The organism is Myxococcus sp. AB025B (genome assembly GCF_006518215.1).
Lineage (GTDB): Bacteria > Myxococcota > Myxococcia > Myxococcales > Myxococcaceae > Myxococcus > Myxococcus fulvus.
Window position 1 is genome coordinate 1 of the sequence record NZ_SRLW01000527.1, and the last position, 3,407, is coordinate 3,407.

Annotated in this window: 1 protein-coding gene; it reads left to right on the forward strand. The window is 70.2% G+C overall.

Annotation, left to right across the window (positions count from 1 at the left end; all coding sequences use genetic code 11):
* Positions 1–37: 37 nt before the first annotated feature.
* On the forward strand, positions 38–3,407 hold a 3,370-nt coding region (locus tag FL311_RS42055; RefSeq protein WP_255510412.1), incomplete at its 3' end, for an amino acid adenylation domain-containing protein.

Genomic DNA, 3,407 nt, shown 5'->3' on the forward strand with positions numbered 1-3,407 from the left:
GTTGGAGAGGGAGCTGGGAGAGGGGTACGGGGCGAGGGTGCGAGGGGAGGAGGTGGAGCCGGCGCGGCTGGAGGTGCAGTACGCGGACTACGCGAGATGGCAGAGGGAGTGGCTGAAGGGGGAGGTGCTGGAGAAGCAATTGGCGTGGTGGAAGGAGCAGCTGGCGGGAGCACCGCCGGTGTTGGAGCTGCCCACCGACAGACCGCGTCCCGCCGTGCAGACCTATCCGGGCGCCCTGAAGTGGATGCCGCCCCTGCCGGCCCTGGAAGAGAGGCTGCGGGAGCTGAGCCGGAAGGAAGGGGTGACGCTGTACATGACGCTGCTGGCGGCGTTCCAGGTGCTGCTGGCGCGTCACAGCGGGCAGCGGGACATCGTCGTGGGCTCGCCCTTCGCGGGGCGCGGGCAGCGTGAGCTGGAGGGCGTGGTCGGGTTCTTCGCCAACATGCTGGCCCTGCGGGCCCAGGTCGAGGACGTCCCGTTCCAGAAGCTGCTGCGTCAGGTCCGCAAGACGTGCCTGGAGGCCTTCGCCCGGCAGGACGTGCCCCTCGAACAGCTGGTCGAGGCGCTGCAACTGGAGCGGGACCCGAGCCGCTCGCCGCTGTTCCAGGTGGCCTTCGTGCTCCAGGGAGAGCCGTCCGCGGCGCTCAGCCTGCCGGGGCTCGTCGCGACGGACGTCCCGCTGGAGCCGGGCGTCTCCAAGTTCGACCTCACGCTGTTCGCGCGCGAGACGAGCCGCGGGCTGGTGACGTACTGGGAATACAACACGGACCTCTTCGACGAGGAGACGGTGACGCGACTGGCGGAGCGCTACGTCGCGTTGCTGGAGGCGGTGGTGGAGCGCCCCTCGTCGAGCGTCTTCGAGCTCCCATTCGTGAGCGCGGCCGAGCGCGGGCTGCTCCTGACGGAGTGGAACGCGACGCGGACGGAGTATCCGCGCGACGCGAGCATCCCCGCGCTGTTCGAGGCACAGGTGTCCCGCACTCCGGACGCCATCGCGGTGGAGTTCGAGGGCGAGCGCCTGACGTACGCGGAGCTGAACCGCCGCGCCAATCAGCTCGCGCACCACCTGTGTCGACTGGGGGTCGAGCCCGGGAGTCGGGTGGGGCTCTTCGCGCGACGCTCGTTGGAGATGGTGGTGGCGACGCTCGGCATCCTCAAGGCCGGGGCCGCGTACGTTCCATTGGACCCGTCGTATCCGGACGAGCGGCTGTCCTTCATGTGTGAGGACTCGGAGCTCGCGGCCTTGCTGGCACCGGACGCTGCCTGTCCGTGGCTCGTCTCGGGTTCGGTGAAGCTCGTTCCCTTGGAGCCCTCGGGGGCGGCGTTCGCTCACGAGCCCGAGGTCGACCTGGCGTTGCCCTTGTCGCCGGAGTCGCTCGCCTACGTCATGTACACCTCCGGCTCGACGGGGCGACCGAAGGGTGTCTGCGTTCCGCACCGCGCGGTGGTGAGGTTGGTGAAGGGGAGCCGCTTCGTGGAGCTGGGACCGGAGGAGGTCTTCCTCCAGCTCGCTCCCATCTCGTTCGATGCCGCGACGCTGGAGCTGTGGGGGCCGCTGCTCAATGGCGCGAGGCTGGTGGTCTTCGCGCCGAGGACACCCTCGGTGGAGGAGCTGGAGGCGGGGCTGGCGCGAAGTGGCGTCACCACGCTGTGGCTGACCTCCGCGCTGTTCGAGCAGGTGATGGCCACGCGTCCCGAGGCGCTGTCCGGGGTGCGTCAGCTCCTCACGGGCGGCGACGTGGTGTCGCCCGCCGCCGTTCGCGCGCGTCTGGCGCGAGGGGGAGCCGTCATCAACGGGTATGGGCCCACGGAGAACACCACGTTCACCACGTGCCATCCGTTGACGGCGGGCTCGCGGGTGGACGGCGCCGTGCCGATTGGTCGGCCCATCTCGAACACGCAGGTCCATGTGTTGGACGCGACGATGTCGCTCGTCCCCGTGGGCGTCTGGGGCGAGCTGTACACGGGCGGAGATGGGCTGGCGTGGGGATACCTCCGTCGTCCGGAGCTGACCGCCGAGCGGTTCGTCCCGAATCCGTTCAGCGCGGAGCCCGGGGCGCGGCTGTACCGCACGGGAGACCGGGTGCGGTGGCGGCGGGATGGGACGCTCGAGTTCGCGGGGCGGTTGGACGGACAGGTGAAGCTGCGCGGCTTCCGCATCGAGTCGGGCGAGGTGGAGTCCGTGCTCGCGAGCCACCCGGACGTGCGCGAGGTGGCGGTGGTGGCGCGCGAGGATGGCCCCGGAGGACGGTGGCTCGTCGCGTACTGTGTTCCCTCGGAGGGGGCGCTCCCGAAGTCCCAGGAGCTGCGCGCGTGGGTGCGTGCGCGACTGCCCGAGTACATGGTGCCCTCGGCCATCGTCATGTTGCCGGGCCTGCCGCTCACGCCGAACGGGAAGCTCGACCGGAGGGCGCTGCCTCCCCCCGGGGTCGAGGGCTCGCGGCGTGAGTACGTGGCGCCTCGCACGGCCATGGAGCAGGTGGTGGCGGAGGTCCTGGCCCCGCTGCTGGGCCTGGCGCGGATGGGCGTGGAGGACGACTTCTTCGAGCTGGGCGGACACTCGTTGCTGGCCACGCGGGCCATGTCGCGGCTGCGCGAAGTGGTGGGACGTGAGCTGCCCGTGCGCGTCCTGTTCGAGTCTTCGACGGTGTCCCGGCTCGCGGAGCGGTTGGAGGAGGACCACGAAGCCCAGCGCAGTCCCCTCACGCACCAGCCGCACGGTGGCGTGGTGCCGCAGTCCTTCGCGCAGCAGCGACTGTGGCTCACGTCACAGCTCGACACGGGAGGCATCTCCTACAACGTCCCATTCGCCCGACGACTCACAGGACCGCTGGATGTGAGGGCGTTGGAGGGGGCGTTCCGTGACGTGGTGCGCAGGCACGAGTCACTGAGGACGACGTTCGGCGAGGTGGACGGGAAGCCGGTGCAGCGGATCCACGAGGACATGGAGCTGTCGCTGACGGTGGAGGCGGTGTCCGCGGCGGACGTGCTGCCGAAGGTAGAGGAGGAGGCCCGGCGACCGTTCGACCTGGAGCGAGGGCCGCTGCTGCGGGCGAAGGTGTTGCGGGTGGGGGAAGAGGAGCACGTGCTGGTGTGGGTGGTGCATCACATCGTGTTCGACGGGTGGTCGGTGGGGCTGCTGGAGAAGGAGCTGGGAGAAGGGTACGGGGCGAGGGTGAGAGGGGAGGCGGTGGAGCTCGCGCGACTGGAGGTGCAGTACGCGGACTACGCGAGATGGCAGAGGGAGTGGCTGAAGGGGGAGGTGCTGGAGAAGCAGCTGGGGTGGTGGAAGGAGCAGCTGGCGGGAGCGCCGCCGGTGTTGGAGCTGCCCACCGACAGACCCCGTCCCGCGGTGCGCACCTATCGCGGCGCACTGAAGCGCGTGACGCTCTCGCACGGTCTGGAAG